This is a genomic window from Streptomyces milbemycinicus (assembly GCF_002154605.1).
GTDB lineage: Bacteria > Actinomycetota > Actinomycetes > Streptomycetales > Streptomycetaceae > Streptomyces > Streptomyces milbemycinicus.
Genome location: NZ_MUNE01000420.1, coordinates 1 through 15,121, shown reverse-complemented (window position 1 = coordinate 15,121; position 15,121 = coordinate 1). Strand labels below are relative to the sequence as shown.

Sequence of the window (15,121 nt, the reverse complement as noted above, 5' to 3'; positions counted from 1 at the left end):
CAGGTTCTCGCAGCCGCCGCGCAGCCGCCCGTCCCGCGGCGGCGCCGGTGCCCGCATCCGCTCCGGGCGCGGATCGCAGACGAAGACGGACCGCAGCGCGACCACGACCTGCTCGGCGGCGGCCAGCGCCAGCCGCTGCCCCTCGGTCTTGCCCGCCACCCGCAGCGGCAGCAGCGAGGTGGCCAGCCGGTCGTCGGGCAACGGGGCCCGGGTGACCGCGACCGCCCCCGCCGTATGCCAGGCGGCCTGTACCCGGCGCCGCCCCGGGTCGCGCAGCGCCGTCTCCAGCAGGGTCTCCCCGGCCCCCGTCATCCGCTCGCCCACGATCCGCAGCTCGGGCTCCGCCTGCACGGCCACATCCAGCCGCACCGGCCCGACCGGGCCGTCCACCGTGCAGCCGATCCGGAAGCCGCGCCGCCCCTGCCCGTCCGGCCGGGCGCGCCGCGGGATGTACCCGGCGGGATCGCGGAAGACCTCCTCCAGCCGCTGACCACCCGCCAGGCGCGCGAGCGCCGCGTACGCCTCCAACACACCGGACTTACCGCTTCCGCTCGGCCCGGCGATCAAGGTCAGCGGCCCCATGGGAAAGGCCGCGCGGCAGTGCGTCTTGAAGGCAGACAGCCTCAACTCCGTGACGACCGGCCGCAGTCCGGATGCGCTCATGCACGGGAACGTATCTCCCGCACCGCACCGCCGAACCGTTCCGTCTTCCGTATCTTCCTAATCTTCCTACGATCGGGCGATAGTGACCGCCCGCCTGACACGACGAACCGGGGAGCTTCGCACCGTGGCCGACAGCACGTTCTGGATCGCCGCCCTCACCGGCGGCACCGCCGTAGTGGCCAGCTGGGTCACCAGCCGGGGCAACACCCGGGCCGCCCGGATCCAGGCGGACACCGCCGCACGGGCCCAGCAGTCGGAGCGGCGGCGCGAGAGCAGGCGCACGGCGTATCTCGATCTGATCGAACACGCCCACCAGACGGTCGAGGTGTACTGGGAGATATCGGCCGCCCAGCGGACCGCCCACGCCGAGCACCGGCCCGCCGCCCTCGATGCGCTGGTCGAGCGGGAGCTCGAGGCGTACGGGAAGCTGCGCCGACGCGTGCGCGTCGTCGAGCTGGAAGGACCGCCCGCCGCGGCCACGGCGGCGAACGCCCTGCAGAAGGCGACCGGCCCGTTCCACCGGGCCCTGCGGGACATGCGCTCCGACAACCCCGAGGCCGTAAGCCGCTTCGAGGCCGCCTACCGCCCGTTCTGGGCCGCCCTCACCGACTTCATCGACGCGGCGCGGGACGCCCTATGAGCCGCGCGGGCCCGTCAGCGAGGCAGGTCCAGTTCGGCCCGGACCGTTTTCCCCACCGGTACGCGGTCCAGCACCGACCACCGGTCGGCAAGCGCCTCCACGAGGAGCAACCCCCGCCCGGTCTCGACCACGGACGGCAGCGCGGCCAGCTCTCCGGGGCACGGGGGCCGCTTCTCGCCCCGGGTGTCCGAGACCTCGATGCGGAGTACGGCTCCGGTGAGCGTGAGGCGCAGTTCGAAGTCCCGGCCAGGTACATGGCCATGCGTGGCGGCGTTCGCGGCGAGCTCGGCCACGATGAGAGCGGCCGCGTCCGACAGCCGCGTGCCGTGTGAGATCCCCCAGCCGTCGAGCTGATGGAGCGTGAGCCGCCGGGCGAGGCGCGCGCCGAGCGGGGTGGAGCTGAAACGCTGCATGAACACACGTACGGTGATGGGCCCTTGGCGAGTGGGGGGTGGCGTCATGCACCCACGATGGCCTGCGGATTCGCCTCTACACCAGGATGACACCGCGTACGCTGAGTCGGCGTACGCACACGGATGGTGAACGGGGCTCGTGACCGACCGTAACGCGGGCGGCCAGGACCCTTTCGCCACAGGCGAGCGGAGCCTGGCCGCCCCGAGCGACGCACGTTCTCTACTATGACTTCAGAAAGTGACTTGTGCGCGCGAATGAATTGCAGGGCTGGCTATCACTTTTCGACGGGGTTGAGGAGGGAGTACTTGACCCAGCCCTTCTTCCCCTTATTGGCCCCGCTGGTGACCTTGCCGTAGCTCCACTTGTAGTCCTTGGTGCAGTACTCGGTGAAATCGGTACCCTTGTACAGGACTCCAAGAGAGGTGTAACTCGTTCCGGGGCCGCTGCGCAGGTTCACGGCCTCCGAAACGTCCTTGGTCTGCGTAACGATCAGGTTGCACGCTTTCGGCAGGGATGCCGCCGAGGCGGTCGGGGCGGTGAGCACGGCGCCGCCGAGGATGACGGCAGCGGACGCGGCAGCCGCTGCTATTCGTTGAGCAATTCGCACTTCTCGTCTCCTTGATTCGCCAGAAGATCGCGATGGATTGTCAGCTGAAGCAAGGGGATTCCTGACTCATGAAGCCCCCGTAGGTCAGCGACCCGAAAAAAATTACTCCCGCAACAGCAGCCGGGACGGAACCTGCACGGTCGCCCGAATGCGTTGGGTTGCGCCGGCTTGGTCATCGCTCAGCGCGTCGTGCGCGCTTGGTTCTCACGCGCGGCGAGGTAGACCCTACCCGATCATGCAGGCCGCGTACGCTGAGTCAGCGTGCGCACACGGACGGTGGACGGTACCCGTGACGGGCCGTCAGCATGGGGGCGACCAAGAGCGTCACACGGGGCGGGGTGCGACAGGAGGGGGCCAGAGATGGCCGAGCACAGTGTCAGTACGGATGGTGAGACGGACGCGGAAGGGGTGTCGGCGCCGCCGTGCGGCGGGGAACCGGAGCCTTCGGACAGTCTGCGGACGTTCGGGGCCGTGGTCCAGGCCCTGCGGGAACACGCGGGGCTGAGCAGAGAGCAGTTCGCCGAGCTGGTCCAGTTCTCGAGGCATACGGTCGCGTCGATCGAGCAGGGTCGGCGCATGCCGGACGCGGCTTTCGTGGAACGGGCGGAGGAGGCGACGGGCAACACGGGGGCGCTGCGGAGGGCGGCCCAGCACCTGTCCCGGCAGCCAGGGTTGGCGGCGTGGTTTCGGCAGTGGGCGCGGCTGGAGAGGGTGGCGATCGCGCTGTACACGTACGAGTGCCGGTTGATTCCGGGGCTGTTGCAGACGGAGGCGTATGCCCGGACGCTCTTCGTTGAGCAGCTGCCGCCGTTGGACAGCCATCAGATCGAGGCACAGTGGGCAGCACGGGCCGACCGGCAACGGCTGCTGTGCGAGCGGCCGAACACGACGTACAGCTTCATCCTGGAGGAGCACTTGTTCCTACGCCGCACGGGAGGGGCGGAGGTCACACGGCAGCTCATCGACCATGTACTGGAGATCGCCGAGAGGCGGAACATCGAGTTGCAGGTCATGCCGTTGGTGAGGGAGAGGCATGCCGGGCTGGACGGGCCGATGCAACTGTTGGAGACGCCAGAAAACCAGTGGTTCGCTTACAACGAAGGACAGCGCGGCGGCCTGTTCATCACCGACCCAAAAGAGGTCAGCGTACTCCAGCGGCGGTATGCCAGGATGCGCTCACAGGCTCTCCCCCTCGAAGACTCGGTGAGCCTGTTGGAGCGGATGCGAGGAGACGTATGAGCACATCCGAACTGGCCTGGTTCAAAAGCAGCTACAGCAGTGGCGGAGACGGTGACTGCGTCGAGATGGCCACCTGCTCCGACGCCGTCCACGTGCGCGACTCCAAGGACAAGGAGGGCCCCCAGCTCGCCTTCTCCCCCAGCGTGTGGACCGACTTCGTCGCGTACGCCACCAAGCCCTGACAGTTCACACCCCGCCCCGTTCCGGGAATCCCGGCACGGGGCGGGGTCACCCGCTCACAGGAAGCGGCTGAGGAACGCCCGGGTGCGCGGGTTGGCCGGGTTGTCCAGCACTTCCTCGGGGGTGCCGCTCTCGACGATGCGGCCGTCGTCCATGAAGACCACCCGGTCGGCGACCTCCCGGGCGAAGCCGATCTCGTGGGTGACCACCAGCATGGTGAGGCCGGCGCGCGCCAGGTCCCGCATGGTGGCGAGGACTTCGCCGACCAGTTCGGGGTCGAGGGCGCTGGTCGGCTCGTCGAAGAGCATCAGCTTCGGCCGCATGGCCAGGGCGCGGGCGATGGCCACCCGCTGCTGCTGGCCGCCGGACAGCTGGCGCGGGTAGGCGTCCGCCTTCTCGGCGAGACCGACCTGCTCCAGCAGCCGCAGCGCCGTCTCCCGCGCCTTGGCCTTTGGCATGCCCAGGACGCCCACCGGGGCCTCCATGACGTTGCCGAGGACCGTCTGGTGCGGGAACAGGTTGAAGTGCTGGAACACCATGCCGATGTCGCGCCGCTGCCGGGTCGCCTCGCGGGGCCGCAGGTGGTGGACGCGGGAGCCGGCCCGGCGGAACCCGATCAGTTCGCCCTCGACGTGGACGGAGCCGGAGTCGATCCGTTCCAGGTTGTTGACGCAGCGCAGGAAGGTCGACTTGCCCGAACCGGACGGGCCGAGCAGCACCACCACCTCGCCCGAGTGGACCTCCAGGTCGATGCCCTTGAGGACCTCCACATGTCCGAACCGCTTGTGCACCTGGTGCGCCCGCACCATCGGCCAGGTGGTGGCCGGGTCCGTCGCCTTAGTCGTCATCGTCGTCATGAGGGGGTCTCCGATACGGGTTCCGGCCCTGCCTTGCGTGTCGTACGGCGGCGGAAGAGCGCGAAGTCCCAGAAGCTCTGCGGGGAGTTACGGCTGCTGCCACGGGCGTAGTAGCGCTCGATGAACGACTGCCCGACGTACAGCACGGAGGTCATGACCAGGTACCACAGGCAGGCGACGACGAGCAGCGGGATGGTTTCGAAGGTGCGGTTGTAGATCGACTGCGCCGTGTACAGCAGGTCGGCGAGGGCGATCACGCTGACCAGCGAGGTCGCCTTGAGCATGTTGATGACCTGGCTGCCGGTGGGCGGCACGATGAAGCGCATTGCCTGCGGCAGCACGATCCGGCGCAGGATGCGGGCCCGGCCCATGCCGAGCGCGGAGGCGGCCTCGGTCTGGCCGTGGTCGACGCCGAGCAGACCGCCGCGCACGATTTCGGCCATGTACGCGGCCTCGTTGAGGCCGAGGCCGAGGATGGCGGCGAACCAGGGGCTGATCAGGGTGTTGGTCTCGGCGCTGATGAACTCGGGGCCGAACGGGATGCCGAAGGAGATCCGGGGCAGAAGCGCCGAGAGGTTGTACCAGAAAATCAGCTGCACCAGGACCGGGATGCCGCGGAAGAACCAGACGTAGGCGCCGCAGACCGTGCTGAGCACCCGGTTCTCCGACATGCGGCCCACGGCGACGAAGACGCCGCCGACGGTGCCGATCGCCATGGCCACCACGGTGAGTTCGACGGTGGTGGCGATGCCCTGGCCGAAGACCTGCGCGCCGAAGTAGGCGCCGACCGTGCCCCATTCAAAGTTGGGGTTGGTGATCAGGAAGTGTCCGAGCTGGGCGGCGAGCACGGCCAGGACCACCACGGAAAGCCAGCGCAGCGGATGCCGTACGGGAACGGCGTGGGCCACGTCCACGGGGTGGTCGGGGGCGTGCGGGTGCTCCGTCCGTTCCTTGACAGCGACGACCGCCGGGGGGTGGTCCCGGGAATCCGGGGAGGGGGCGGTGGCCATGGCGGCTCACCTCCTTTCGTGAGTCATCCTTCGTGGGTCATCCTTGGTGGGTCATCCGGCGCCGGGGCTAGGACTTGGCGAGGTTGACGCCCGCCTGCTTGAGCTCGTTGTCCTTGAGCCCCCACTTCTGCAGGATCTGGTCGTAGCTGCCGTTGTCGATGAGCTTCTGGATGGCCTTGAGCAGGACGTCGCGCAGCGGTCCGTCCTTGGGGACGACGGCGCCCTGGTAGAGGTCGTCGAACCCGTTGGACTGCCCGGTGCCCGCCAGCTCCAGCTCTCCCTTGGACTGCTGCACGAAGTACGTCAGCGGGGCCTGCGAGGAGAAGAACGCGTCGGCGCGGCCGGACTTCACGGCGAGGATGGAGGACGGCTGGTCCTTGTACGACTGGACCTGGACGGCGGCCTTGCCCTTCTTCTTGCACGCGTCGGACTGCTTCTTGATGACGCCCTCGGCGGAGCCGCCGGCCATGACCGCGACCTTCCGGCCGCAGGCGGTGTCGAGGGAGGTGATGTTCTTCGGGTTGCCCTTGGGCACGGCGAAGACGACGAACTCCCGGACCCAGTCCACGAAGTCGTTGGCGCCCTGCCGCTCCTTGAAGTCGCCAATCGGGCCGATGGCGAAGTCGTAGCGGCCGGCCTTGATGCCCGTCAGCTCGCTGGGCAGCCCGTCCGCCGTCACATGCTCGATGGTGACGCCGAGGACCTTCCCGAGCGCGGCCGAGAGGTCCGCGGAGGCCCCGGTGAGGCTGTGGCCGTCGGAGCCGGCGATCTCGTACGGCGGGAAGGAGCCGTTGTTGACCGACACCAGCTTTCCGGACTTGCGCGCCTTCGCGGGCAGCTGGTCGTGCAGTTCCTTGTCCTCGGTGAGCTGGGACCCCGCCGCGGCGGCCGTCTTCTCGCTCACCGCGCCGTCGGCCTGGGGCGGGTTGGCGCCGCAGGCGGCGAGCAGGGCGGTGCAGGACAGGGCGGCGCCGGCGGCGAGGGCGAGTCGTCTGGGGGACATATCAGGCTCCGAGGGGAAGGGTGCCGAGGGGACGGACGGTCGGGTCGACGGCGAACCGCCGGTTGGCGAGGACGGGCAGGGTGGAGCGGGCGGCGGCGGTGACGCCCGGGTCGGCTTCGGCCCAGGCCAGGCCCTGGCCGGTGGCGAGCCGGGCGCGCACGGTGCCGAGCGGGTCGACGATCAGGCTGTTGCCGATGTTGCGCGGGCCGGACTCGCCGCTGGCGGCGACCCAGCAGGTGTTCTCCAGGGCCCGCGCGGCGATCATGACCTCCCAGTGGCGTTCCTTGGCCGGGCCGCGCACCCAGGCGGCCGGGAGCGCCAGCACCTCGGCGCCCGCGTCGGTCAGCAGCCGGGCCAGCTCCGGGAAGCGGACGTCGTAGCAGGTCATCAGGCCCACCTTGGTGCCGGCCACCTCGACGACGACGGGCGGTTCGTCGGCGGGGCGGACGTTGGCGGACTCCTGGTCGCCGAAGGCGTCATAGAGGTGGATCTTGCGGTAGCGGGCGATCAGCTCGCCCGCGCGGAGCACCACGAGGGTGTTGAAGACCCGGCCGTCGTCGGAGGGCTCGTGGATGCCCACCACGACGGTGGTGGAGCTGTGCGCGGTGGCGGCGGCCAGTTCGGTGACGAACGGGCCGTCCAGCGGCTGGGCGACCTCGCGGATGCGGTGGCGGTCCTCGGTGAAGCGGGCCAGGACGCCCTCGGGGAGGACGAGCAGGTCCGCGCCGCCCCGGTCCGCCTCGGCGGCGAGGTCGAGGCAGGCGCCCAGGTTGTCCTTCCACTCGGGGCTGGCGGCGAACTGTCCTACGGCGATGCGCATGCGATGGTGCTCCATAAAGTCAGTGAGGTCGGTGCGGGTCGGCGGCGTCACGCGGCGGCGACGGCGGCCAGGGGAAGCGGAAAGACGACGGCGGGGTCGATGGGCTCGGGCGCGATGCCCTGCGCGTACAGCTCCTCGCAGAAGGCCCGGGTCATCGCGGCGTTGTTCTCGGTGCCGTACGGCATCCAGTCCGCGCCGAAGACCTCGGCCGACTCGGTGAGGGAGTGCAGCAGCCAGGGCGTGGTGTCGGCGAGCAGCCGCCGCCTGTCCAGCCAGTGGCGCTTGGACGCCTCCAGGCCCGCGAGAAGGGCGGCGGGCAGCTCCGGGTGGGCCTCGACGACCTCCTTCTTCAGCGTCACCAGGTGGATCCCGGGCACAAACCCGGTGGCCGCCCAGTAGGCGCGCTCCGCGGCCGGGTGATCGTCGAGCAGATGCCGGAAGCGGCTGTCCGGGGTGAAGAACTCCGGCGGCATGAACGGGGTGAGGATCGCGTCCAGCCGCCCCGCGGCCAGCTCCCCGACCAGCGACTCGCCCTCGGCCATGGCCGAGACGTTCGGCGGCAGGGGGCGATCCCCGAGCCGCTCCTTGCCGACCTCCCCGGCGGCCAGCGGCCCCACCCGCCACTCGATGCCGGACAGGTCCACGCCCGCGGCCCGGATCAGCGCCCGGGTCCAGGTGTTGCCGGAGTCGGGCCAGCCGGTGAGGCCGACCCGGGCGCCGGCGAGCCGGCCGAACGAGCGCAGCGGGCTGTCGGCGCGCACCAGGACGCAGCGGTGGCGGAAGCCGCGCATCACGAACGCGGGCAGGCCGACCAGCCGGTCGTCGCCCGCCGCGCGGGCCCGTACGTAGCGGCTGAAGGAGGTCTCCCCGCCGTCGAGGCCGGGCTCGGCGAGCACGTCGGGGGTGACGTCCCGCGCGTCGATCTCGACCTGGAAGCCCGGCACCTGCACCCGCCCGGACATCAGCGGCACCAGGTGGTCCCAGTCGCGGAGTCCCAGACGGATCGTGGGCGATGACACAGCACGCACTCCTAGCGGTTGGTACATGACACGCAAAGCTCATTCATGACGCACATGGCTTGTTTTCATCCATGCGATGACCGGCAGGCTATTGTTCAGAACAGAGGCCAAACAAGATCTAGTTTGTTACTGAACATAGTTTTTCCGTGTCGTAACCTGTGGGCACACAAGCGGCGACGGAGCGCAGATGTGGGGGGAACGAGCTGGTGAGGGACGGAAACGGCAGAGCCGATGGACCGGACGGCAGCTGGTCGACCAGCAGGCTGGCGGGGCACATCAAGGACCCGAGCGCCCGCGGCATCGCGGTCGCCATGACCGATCTGATCCGGTCAGGGGAGCTGGCCCCCGGCAGCTCGCTGCCCACCGTGCGGGCCCTGGCCGGTGAACTGGCCGTCAGCCCCAGCACCGTGGCCGAGGCGTGGGCGGTGCTGCGCCGGCACCGGATGATCACCACGCTCGGCCGGCGCGGAAGCGTGGTCAGCGGCCCCCCGTCGGTCCCGCACCCGGTGCGCTACGAACGCGTCGGCGACTTCGGCACCCATCTCACCCTCGACCTCGCCGTGGCCGCACCGGACCCCGCCCTGCTGCCCCCGCCGGGCGACGCCCTGCTCGCCGGGGCACGCACCCCCCTGCTCAACGACTACTCCCGCACCGCCATCACGGACGGGCTCCTCGACGCCGTGCGCGGCACCTGGCCGTTCGCGCCCGAGGCGTGGATGGCCGTCGACGGCGGCTACGCAGGCGTACAACTGCTGTGCCAGGCGCTGATCGTCCCCGGCGACCGGGTCATGGTGGAGGACCCCACGGCGGCCCGCCTGCTGGACATCCTCGAAGCCCTCGACGCCCAGGTCGTGCCGGTCGCCTGCGACGCCGAGGGCCCGCGCACCGACGCGCTGGCGCACGCCCTGGGCCAGCGCCCCGCCCTGTTCCTGCACCAGTCCCGGGCCCAGGCCCCCTGCGGCTGGACGCTCAGCGGGCAACGGGCCGCGGCCCTCGCCGCCGTCCTGGAGGACGCCCCGAACGTCACCGTCATCGAGGACGACGGCATCGGCCCGCTCGCCACCCTCCCGGGCGCCAGCATCGGAACGCACCTCCCGCAGCGCACCGCCCTGGTCCGCTCCTACTCCAAGGCGTACGGGCCCGATCTGCGCCTGGCCGTGGTCGGCGGCCCGGGGGAACTGGTCGAACGCGCCCGCGTCCTGCGGACCTTCGGCTCCGGCTGGACCAGCCGCATCCTCCAGGACGCGCTCGCCCACCTGCTCACCGACGCGGCCACCACCCGCCGGGTCCAGGAGGCCGCCGAGCGGTACGGGCTGCGCCGCGGCGCGCTCGCCGAACGGCTCGCCGGGCTCGGTGTGCCCACCCTCAACCGGGACGGCCTCATGCTCTGGGTGCCCGTGGCCGACGAGACCTCCGCGCTGGTCACCCTGGCCGCCCGGGGCGTCACCGTCTCACCGGGCGGCCGCTTCTGCGTCTCCTACTCCCAGCCCCACATACGGGTCGCCACCAGCAGGCTCTCCGAAGACCCGGCCACCCTGGACGACACGGCCGCCCTGCTCGCCCTGGCGGCAGCGGCCACGGCGGACCACCTGCGCTGAGCCCCGGCCGACGCTTGGGTTCCAGCGGCCGGGGCTCGGCGGACCCGCAGGTCAAAGGAGCCTCCGTGGCCTTATCTTGGCGCGCATGCAGTCATACACGATCGGCCAGGCGGCACGGCTCCTCGGCGTGAGTCCGGACACCGCACGGCGGTGGGCGGACGCGGGCCGGGTGGCGACCCACCGCGACGAGAGCGGGAAGCGGCTCATCGACGGGAAGGACCTGGCCGCGTTCTCCGTGGAGCTCGCCAAGGGCGGGAGTACGGAGGAGGAGGCGCCCTACACCTCGGTCCGCAACGCCTTCCCCGGCATCGTCACCGCGATCAAGCTCGGTGATGTGGCGGCACAGGTGGAGATCCAGGCCGGACCGCACCGGCTCGTGTCGCTGCTCACCCGGGAGGCCGTGGAGGAACTGGGGCTGGAGGTCGGCATGGAGGCCACCGCCCGGGTGAAGTCGACGAACGTGCACATCGACCGCGTCTGACACCCGGCCCGTTCTCCGAGGCGCCGCCGTCAGGTCCACGCGGTGTATCCGCCGTCCACCCGGATCGCGTCGATACCGCTGATGTACCGGGCGCCACAGCGGTCCTGGGGCAGGACCAGCTGGGGGCCCGCGCGGTCGAGCGGGGTGTCGTCGAGGGTGACCGCGAGCAGGACGGGGGCGCGGCCGAAGTCCGGGTCGATCTCGGCCCAGGACAGCAGCGCGCGGTGGCCGTCCGTGCCGTGTACGGCGATCAGGAAGCGCAGCCGGTCCTTGCGGCGGGCCGCGTCGAAGACGGGACCGGCGTCGGTGAGGACGTCGTGCAGAAGCGGTCCGGTGAAGTGGTGGTGCTGGACACCGCTGGTGGCGCACTCGAAGGCGACCTGTGCCCCGTGCTGGGGCCAGGAGAGAAGGTCGGGCACCGTCAGGCAGGCCGGACGGGCCAGATCACCTGCGAGGACGAGTTCGGCCACCGGACCGGCGGCCGTACCGGCGGCTGTGAGGGACTGGCTCACGAGGTACCACCTCCCTGGTGACCCGTACCCGTACAGCCATCCCGTACAAACGCATATGCCATGCCAGTACACGGGAGATCCAGCTCATGCAATGGGACAGGAGGGTTTCGCCTCGCAAGTGCGGAAGTATCATCAACGCCTGACCAGAGTCAGGACCAGAGGGAGTGGACCCGTGATGACCCGTTCCGCGCGCCGGACCCGCCGGATGCTTCAGGTGGCCGGCGCAGGTGCCGCCGCCCTGCTGACCCTGAGCGCCTGCTCCTCGTCCGACTCGGACTCCTCCGACTCCTCCAAGAAGAAGTCGGACTCCTCCGCTTCGGACAAGCTGTCCGGCGAGGTGACGGTCTTCGCCGCGGCCTCGTTGAAGGAGAGCTTCAGCACGCTCCGCGACACGTTCGAGAAGGAGCACCCGGGCACGAAGGTCACCTTCAGCTTCGGCGGCAGCGACAGCCTCGCGGCCAGTATCACCGGTGGTGCCCCGGCCGATGTGTTCGCCGCCGCGAGCCCCAAGACGATGAAGATCGTGACGGACAAGGGCGACGCGGCCGGCACCCCGGCCACCTTCGTGCGCAACCAGCTGGAGATCGCCACCCTGCCGGACAACCCCGACAAGGTCGCTTCCCTGAAGGACCTCACCAAATCGGGTCTGAAGGTCGTGCTCTGCGACAAGACGGTGCCCTGCGGCGCCGCCGCGCAGAAAGCCCTGGACGCGAGCAAGCTCAAGCTCACCCCGGTCTCCTACGAGCAGGACGTCAAGTCCGCCCTGAACAAGGTCGTGCTCAAGGAGGCCGACGCCGCGGTCGTCTACAAGACCGATGTGAAGGCGGCGGGTGACAAGGTGGAGGGCGTGGAGTTCCCCGAGTCGGCCAACGCCATCAACGACTATCCGATCGCCCTGCTCAAGAACGCCTCGGACAACAAGGTGGCCAAGGCGTTCATCGAGCTGGTGCGGTCCGCCGAGGGCCAGAAGGTCCTCACCGAGGCCGGGTTCCTCAAGCCGTGACCTCACCGGACAGGACCGGCGCCGCGGAGGCCCTCATCAGGGGCCCGCGGCGCCGCCGCGTCCGCGGGGGCGTACCGCTGCCGCTCCTGCTGCCCTCGCTGATCGGCCTGGCCTTCCTGCTGGTCCCCCTCGTCGCCCTGCTCATCCGGGCTCCCTGGAGCAGCCTCCCCGACCTGCTGACCAGCACCGAGGTCTGGCAGGCCCTCCAGCTCTCGCTGGTCTGCGCCACGGCCGCGACCGCGGTGAGCCTGGTCCTCGGGGTCCCGCTCGCCTGGCTGCTCGCCCGCGTCGAGTTCCCCGGCCGCGGCCTCGTACGCGCCCTGGTGACCCTGCCGCTCGTCCTGCCGCCGGTCGTGGGCGGTGTGGCCCTGCTGATGGCGCTCGGCCGCAACGGGGTCGTCGGGCGCTGGCTGGATGCCTGGTTCGGGATCACGCTGCCGTTCACCACCACGGGCGTCGTCGTGGCCGAGGCGTTTGTCGCGATGCCGTTCCTGGTGATCAGCGTCGAGGGCACCCTGCGCGCCGCCGACCCGCGCTACGAGGAGGCCGCCACCACCCTCGGCGCCTCCCGCTTCACCGCCTTCCGCCGGGTCACCCTGCCGCTGATCGCTCCGGGCATCGCTGCGGGCGCCGTGCTCGCCTGGGCGCGGGCGCTCGGGGAGTTCGGCGCGACGATCACCTTCGCGGGCAACTTCCCCGGCCGTACGCAGACGATGCCGCTCGCGGTCTACCTGGCCCTGCAGAACGACCCGGAGGCGGCCATCGCGCTGAGCCTGGTGCTGCTGGCCGTATCGATCGCCGTACTGGCCGGGCTGCGCGACCGCTGGATGGCCCCCGCATGACCGACGCCGCCAAGACCGCCCACCACGCGGTCACCCCCACCACCCAGGGGCTGGACGCCCATCTCGTGGTCGAGCGCGGCTCCTTCCGGCTCGATGTGGCGCTGACCGCGGCGCCCGGTGACGTGGTCGCGCTCCTGGGGCCCAACGGCGCCGGCAAGACCACCGCCCTGCGCGCCCTGGCCGGCCTCGTACCGCTCACGGACGGCCATCTGCGGCTGGACGGCGCCGTGCTGGACCGTACGCCGCCGGAGTCCCGCCCGGTCGGCGTGGTCTTCCAGGACTATCTGCTCTTCCCTCATCTCTCGGCGCTCGACAACGTGGCCTTCGGCCCCCGCTGCCACGGCGCGAGCAAGGCGCAGGCCCGCGCGCAGGCCGCCGAATGGCTGGACCGTATGGACCTGGCCGCCCACGCCGGGGCCAAGCCCCGCCGGCTCTCCGGCGGCCAGGCCCAGCGCGTCGCCCTCGCCCGCGCCCTGGCCACCCGTCCGCGGCTGCTGCTCCTCGACGAACCGCTCGCCGCCCTCGACGCCCGCACCCGGCTCGACGTCCGGGCCCAACTCCGCCGCCACCTGGCCGACTTCGAGGCGGTTGCGGTCCTGGTCACGCACGATCCGCTGGACGCCATGGTGCTGGCCGACCACCTCGTCGTCATCGAGGACGGCCACGTCGTCCAGGAGGGCACCCCCTCCGACATCGCCCGCCGCCCCCGTACGGACTACATCGCCCATCTGGTCGGCCTCAACCTCTACAAAGGCCGGGCCGAAGGGCACACGGTCCGCGTCGACGGCGGCCCCGGGATCACGACCACGGAGGACCTGACGGGCCCGGCCTTCGTCGCCTTCCCGCCGAACGCGGTGACCCTGCACCGGGACCGCCCCACCGGCTCCAGCGCCCGCAACCTCTGGCGCTGCGAGGTCGCCGGTCTTGAGACCCACGGCGACCAGATCCGCGCCGCCCTCACCGGCGAACTGCCCCTGGCCGCCGATCTGACCACGATCGCCGCCGCCGAACTCGACCTCCGCCCCGGAGCCACGGTGTGGGCCACGGTCAAGGCGGCCCAGACACACGCGTACCCCGCCTGAGGTCCTGAGGTCAGTACACGTCGCGTACGTAGCGCTTATCGGCGGCGAGCTGTTTGACGTAGGCCTCCGCCTCGGCCTCGTCCAGGCCACCGTGGACGGTGGCGATCTCCCGCAGGGCCCGGTCGACGTCCTTGGCCATACGGGAGGCGTCGCCGCAGACGTAGAAATGGGCGCCGTCCAGCAGCCAGGACCACAGCTGCGGACCGTGTTCGCGCATCCGGTCCTGGACGTAGAGTTTGGCGCGCTGGTCACGGGAGAAGGCGGTGTCCAGGCGGGTGAGCGTGGACTCGGCGAGGAACGCGGCCAGCTCCTCCTCGTAGTAGAAGTCGGTCGCGCTGTGCTGTTCCCCGAAGAACAGCCAGTTCGGGGCGCGATGGCCGCGGGCCCGGCGCTCCTCCAGGAAGCCGATGAAGGGCGCTATGCCGGTGCCGGGGCCCACCATCACCGCCGGGGTGGCGGGGTCGGCGGGTGGGCGGAAGTGCGGTGACCGCTGGACGCGGACCGGCACCGGGGTGCCGGGCCCGGCGTCGGCGAGGAAGGGGGAGCACACGCCCTGGCGGGGGCGGCCATCCGGGTTCTCGTAGCGGACGACGGAGACCGTCAGCGACACCAGGTGGGGGTCGGTCAGCGGGCTGGACGATATGGAGTACAGGCGGGGTTGCAGGCGCCCCAGCACGTCGGCCCACGCCTGCGCCCCGGCCCGGATGCCGCACTCGGCGGCCAGGTCGACGGCCTGGCGTCCCCAGGACCACCGCGCCAGCTCGCCCTTATTGTCCGGCCGCAGCAGCTTCCGCAGCTCGCGTGGGTCGCGGGCGCGGGCGGCGGCGAAGCGCAGCAGGCCGGGGGTGACGCGGGTGATGTCCAGGTGGCGCAGCAGGGCCTCGGCAAAGGACACCTCCCCGACGCTCGTGATCTGAACGGCCGCGTCCGCGTCGAGGCCCGTGACGGCCAGCCACTCCGTAACGAGTTCCGGCCAGTTGACCGGGTGCACCGCCAGGGCGTCGCCGGCCTCGTAGGCCAGCGGGGTGTCGTCGTCGCGGGTGTCGAAGGTGAAGCGCCGGACCTCCTTGCCCGCACCGGGCAGGCTCAGCAGACGGTTGCCGATCAGGCGGGCGGTGACGGGGGCGGGCCGACTCGGCCGGGGTGCCGCC

General features: G+C 71.0%; 18 protein-coding genes. 8 read left to right on the top strand and 10 right to left on the bottom strand.

Annotated features, from left to right (window positions below):
* On the bottom strand, positions 1-663 hold a 663-nt coding region (locus tag CCN51_RS31540), incomplete at its 3' end, for an AAA family ATPase (protein WP_483883452.1).
* A gap of 124 nt (positions 664-787) precedes the next feature.
* On the opposite strand from CCN51_RS31540, the gene CCN51_RS31535 reads away from it, so the two are divergent.
* Positions 788-1,303 carry a hypothetical protein gene (locus tag CCN51_RS31535; protein WP_014175823.1) on the top strand — a complete coding sequence of 172 codons (516 nt, stop codon included), beginning with the start codon at positions 788-790 and terminating at the stop codon, positions 1,301-1,303.
* A gap of 14 nt (positions 1,304-1,317) precedes the next feature.
* Here the strand turns inward: CCN51_RS31535 and CCN51_RS31530 are convergent, their stop codons facing one another.
* Both CCN51_RS31530 and CCN51_RS31525 read right to left on the bottom strand, forming a co-directional pair.
* Entirely contained in the window at positions 1,318-1,764 is a 447-nt protein-coding gene (locus tag CCN51_RS31530; RefSeq protein ID WP_043486604.1) for an ATP-binding protein, read from the bottom strand.
* 227 nt (positions 1,765-1,991) lie between these two features.
* A complete protein-coding gene (locus CCN51_RS31525) occupies positions 1,992-2,324 on the bottom strand; it encodes an SH3 domain-containing protein (RefSeq protein WP_238545357.1) in 333 nt (110 codons plus the stop codon).
* Between the two features lie 360 nt (positions 2,325-2,684).
* Between CCN51_RS31525 and CCN51_RS31520 the strand changes: the two genes are divergently transcribed.
* On the top strand, positions 2,685-3,563 hold the full coding sequence (locus CCN51_RS31520) for a helix-turn-helix domain-containing protein (RefSeq protein WP_014175826.1): 879 nt from the start codon (positions 2,685-2,687) through the stop codon (positions 3,561-3,563).
* Positions 3,560-3,745 (top strand): DUF397 domain-containing protein, encoded by a 186-nt coding sequence (locus CCN51_RS31515; RefSeq protein WP_014175827.1) that lies wholly within the window; start codon positions 3,560-3,562, stop codon positions 3,743-3,745. The genes CCN51_RS31520 and CCN51_RS31515 overlap by 4 nt, the downstream gene beginning before the upstream one ends.
* Before the next feature lie 54 nt (positions 3,746-3,799).
* Here CCN51_RS31515 and CCN51_RS31510 read toward each other — a convergent pair whose 3' ends face one another.
* The 5 genes from CCN51_RS31510 to CCN51_RS31490 all read right to left on the bottom strand — a co-directional run bounded on the left by CCN51_RS31510 (position 3,800) and on the right by CCN51_RS31490 (position 8,452).
* Positions 3,800-4,552 (bottom strand): amino acid ABC transporter ATP-binding protein, encoded by a 753-nt coding sequence (locus CCN51_RS31510; protein ID WP_014175828.1) that lies wholly within the window; start codon positions 4,550-4,552, stop codon positions 3,800-3,802.
* 44 nt (positions 4,553-4,596) lie between these two features.
* Positions 4,597-5,610 (bottom strand): amino acid ABC transporter permease, encoded by a 1,014-nt coding sequence (locus CCN51_RS31505; protein WP_014175829.1) that lies wholly within the window; start codon positions 5,608-5,610, stop codon positions 4,597-4,599.
* A gap of 67 nt (positions 5,611-5,677) precedes the next feature.
* Positions 5,678-6,613 carry an ABC transporter substrate-binding protein gene (locus CCN51_RS31500; protein ID WP_014175830.1) on the bottom strand — a complete coding sequence of 312 codons (936 nt, stop codon included), beginning with the start codon at positions 6,611-6,613 and terminating at the stop codon, positions 5,678-5,680.
* A gap of 1 nt (position 6,614) precedes the next feature.
* Complete coding sequence (locus tag CCN51_RS31495; RefSeq protein ID WP_014175831.1) at positions 6,615-7,433, bottom strand: nitrilase-related carbon-nitrogen hydrolase; 819 nt, start codon at positions 7,431-7,433, stop codon at positions 6,615-6,617.
* A 47-nt stretch (positions 7,434-7,480) separates the two neighbouring features.
* Positions 7,481-8,452, bottom strand: a complete 972-nt coding sequence (locus tag CCN51_RS31490; protein ID WP_014175832.1) for a type 2 periplasmic-binding domain-containing protein — start codon at positions 8,450-8,452, stop codon at positions 7,481-7,483.
* A 206-nt stretch (positions 8,453-8,658) separates the two neighbouring features.
* Here CCN51_RS31490 and CCN51_RS31485 point away from each other — a divergent pair, with 206 nt between their 5' ends.
* Together CCN51_RS31485 and CCN51_RS31480 are read left to right on the top strand one after the other, a co-directional pair.
* A complete protein-coding gene (locus CCN51_RS31485; protein ID WP_014175833.1) occupies positions 8,659-10,050 on the top strand; it encodes an aminotransferase class I/II-fold pyridoxal phosphate-dependent enzyme in 1,392 nt (463 codons plus the stop codon).
* Positions 10,051-10,135: 85 nt separating this feature from the next.
* The gene (locus CCN51_RS31480) at positions 10,136-10,531 is read left to right on the top strand and encodes a TOBE domain-containing protein (protein ID WP_043486606.1); all 396 of its coding nucleotides are present in this window, start codon (positions 10,136-10,138) and stop codon (positions 10,529-10,531) included.
* A gap of 29 nt (positions 10,532-10,560) precedes the next feature.
* Here the strand turns inward: CCN51_RS31480 and CCN51_RS31475 are convergent, their stop codons facing one another.
* A complete protein-coding gene (locus CCN51_RS31475; protein ID WP_014175835.1) occupies positions 10,561-11,043 on the bottom strand; it encodes a molybdopterin-dependent oxidoreductase in 483 nt (160 codons plus the stop codon).
* Positions 11,044-11,218: 175 nt separating this feature from the next.
* On the opposite strand from CCN51_RS31475, the gene modA reads away from it, so the two are divergent.
* The 3 genes from modA to CCN51_RS31460 are packed head-to-tail and all read left to right on the top strand — an operon-like array spanning position 11,219 to position 13,970.
* Positions 11,219-12,046, top strand: coding sequence for a molybdate ABC transporter substrate-binding protein (gene modA / locus CCN51_RS31470; RefSeq protein ID WP_014175836.1), 828 nt, complete (start codon positions 11,219-11,221; stop codon positions 12,044-12,046).
* A complete protein-coding gene (modB, locus tag CCN51_RS31465; RefSeq protein WP_014175837.1) occupies positions 12,043-12,888 on the top strand; it encodes a molybdate ABC transporter permease subunit in 846 nt (281 codons plus the stop codon). Before modA ends, modB begins: the two co-directional genes overlap by 4 nt.
* On the top strand, positions 12,885-13,970 hold the full coding sequence (locus tag CCN51_RS31460) for an ABC transporter ATP-binding protein (RefSeq protein ID WP_014175838.1): 1,086 nt from the start codon (positions 12,885-12,887) through the stop codon (positions 13,968-13,970). The genes modB and CCN51_RS31460 overlap by 4 nt, the downstream gene beginning before the upstream one ends.
* A 10-nt stretch (positions 13,971-13,980) precedes the next feature.
* Here CCN51_RS31460 and CCN51_RS31455 read toward each other — a convergent pair.
* Positions 13,981-15,121: diflavin oxidoreductase (locus tag CCN51_RS31455; protein ID WP_425444783.1), on the bottom strand; the 1,141-nt coding region annotated here is incomplete at its 5' end.

Coding starts and splice junctions, on each gene's coding strand:
- CCN51_RS31530 (WP_043486604.1), bottom strand. CDS start 1,764: ATGACGCCACCCCCCACTCGCCAAGGGCCCATCACCGTACGTGTGTTC.
- CCN51_RS31510 (WP_014175828.1), bottom strand. CDS start 4,552: ATGGTGCGGGCGCACCAGGTGCACAAGCGGTTCGGACATGTGGAGGTC.
- CCN51_RS31505 (WP_014175829.1), bottom strand. CDS start 5,610: ATGGCCACCGCCCCCTCCCCGGATTCCCGGGACCACCCCCCGGCGGTC.
- CCN51_RS31500 (WP_014175830.1), bottom strand. CDS start 6,613: ATGTCCCCCAGACGACTCGCCCTCGCCGCCGGCGCCGCCCTGTCCTGC.
- CCN51_RS31515 (WP_014175827.1), top strand. CDS start 3,560: ATGAGCACATCCGAACTGGCCTGGTTCAAAAGCAGCTACAGCAGTGGC.
- modA (WP_014175836.1), top strand. CDS start 11,219: ATGACCCGTTCCGCGCGCCGGACCCGCCGGATGCTTCAGGTGGCCGGC.
- CCN51_RS31520 (WP_014175826.1), top strand. CDS start 2,685: ATGGCCGAGCACAGTGTCAGTACGGATGGTGAGACGGACGCGGAAGGG.
- CCN51_RS31480 (WP_043486606.1), top strand. CDS start 10,136: ATGCAGTCATACACGATCGGCCAGGCGGCACGGCTCCTCGGCGTGAGT.
- CCN51_RS31495 (WP_014175831.1), bottom strand. CDS start 7,433: ATGCGCATCGCCGTAGGACAGTTCGCCGCCAGCCCCGAGTGGAAGGAC.
- CCN51_RS31460 (WP_014175838.1), top strand. CDS start 12,885: ATGACCGACGCCGCCAAGACCGCCCACCACGCGGTCACCCCCACCACC.